The organism is Williamsia sp., from assembly GCF_016462415.1.
Taxonomy (GTDB): Bacteria; Actinomycetota; Actinomycetes; order Mycobacteriales; family Mycobacteriaceae; genus Williamsia_A.
In genome coordinates, this window is the sequence record NZ_JAEMTF010000239.1 from 1 (window position 1) to 1,606 (window position 1,606).

At 66.8% G+C, this 1,606-nt stretch carries 2 protein-coding genes and 1 pseudogene; all 3 read left to right on the forward strand.

What is annotated here, in order from left to right:
- Positions 1 to 506: 50S ribosomal protein L25 (locus JHC79_RS23715; RefSeq protein ID WP_296395551.1), on the forward strand; the 506-nt coding region annotated here is incomplete at its 5' end.
- Positions 507 to 1,073: an aminoacyl-tRNA hydrolase gene (pth, locus tag JHC79_RS23720; protein ID WP_296395553.1), complete on the forward strand. Its 567-nt coding sequence runs from the start codon at positions 507 to 509 to the stop codon at positions 1,071 to 1,073.
- Between the two features lie 18 nt (positions 1,074 to 1,091).
- Positions 1,092 to 1,606: pseudogene (locus JHC79_RS23725) on the forward strand (3-oxoacyl-ACP synthase); the annotation flags it as partial.

The window sequence follows — 1,606 nt, forward strand, 5'->3', positions numbered from 1 at the left end:
GTAACAACGGCACCAACGCCGTCATCGACCTCGACATCGAGGGCTCCAGCCAGCTGGCGCTGACCAAGCAGGTCGACGTCCACCCCGTGCGCAACTACATCGAGCACGTCGATCTCCTGGTGATCAAGCGCGGCGAGAAGGTCACCGTCGAGGTCACGATCATCGTCGAGGGCGACCCCGCCCCCGGCACCCTGGTCACCCAGGACGCCAACACCGTCGAGATCGAGGCCGACGTCATGTCGATCCCCGAGCAGATTGTCGTGTCGGTCGAGGGCGCGGCCGTGGGCGTGTCCATCAGCGCCTCGGATCTCGAGCTGCCCCAGGGCGTCACCCTCATCACCGATCCCGAGACCCTGATCGTCGCCGTCAACCAGGCCCCCACCCAGGAAGACCTCGAAGCCGAGCTCGACCAGGACCTGCTGCCCGACGAGACCGAGGGCGATGCGGACGCCGAGGGCGAGGGCGACGCGGACGCCGAGTCCAAGGACGACTCGACCGACGAGTAGGTGCGTCTGGTCGTCGGCCCCGGGAACCCGGGGCCGCGCTACGCGGCCACTCGACACAACATCGGCATGACCGTCGCCGATGCTCTCGTCGAGCGGGCCTCGGAGCGGTACAAGGTGCACAAGCGTTCCGGCGCCGACATCGCGACGGTGTCGGTGGCCGGGACGTCTGTGCTCGTCGCCCGGCCACGGGTGTTCATGAACGAGGCCGGTCGCCAGATCGGTCCGTTGGCCTCGTTCTTCTCCATCGCGCCCGCCGATGTCATCGTCGTGCACGACGAACTCGACATCGACTTCGGTCTGGTCCGTCTCAAGCGCGGTGGCGGCGAGGGCGGACACAACGGGCTGCGGTCGATCTCGGCGGCGCTGGGTTCCCGCGACTACCTTCGGGTGCGTCTGGGTATCGGGCGTCCACCCGGACGCCAGGACCCGGCCGATTTCGTGCTCAAACCGTTCGCCTCCGCCCAGCGCACCGAGGTGGACCTGTTGCTGGAGAACGGCGTCGACGCCGTCGATCTGCTGCTCACGACAACGTTGGAAGAAGCTCAGAACCGCGTACACGCGTGGTGAGACGAACGAGGGGGATGCATGGTCGCCATCAAGATCAACGAGGGTAATCCGAATGTCGCGATGCTGGGGATCGGCGCGTATCGCCCGACCCGGATCGTGAGCAACGACGAGGTGTGCGAGACGCTCGACTCCTCCGACGAGTGGATCTACGAGCGCAGCGGAATCCGCAACCGTCGCTACATCAGTGGCGACGAGACGGCGAAGTCGATGGCCATCGCCGCGGCCGAGCGGGCGATCGAGAACTCCGGTGTGCCCAAGGAGAAGATCGGTGCGATCCTCCTGGCCACGCTGAGCTGGAAGACGAAGATCCCGCACGGCGCGCCGCAGATCGCCTTCGAGCTGGGTATCAACGGCATCCCCGCGTTCGACATCGCCTCGGGCTGTGGTGGATTCGGTTACGGACTGGGCATCGCGACCGACATGGTCCGTGCCGGCTCGGCCGAGTACGTGGTCGTGATCGGCGTGGAGACGCTCTCGGTCGTGCTCGACCCCACCGACCGCAACACCGCCTTCATCTTCGGTGACGGCGCGGG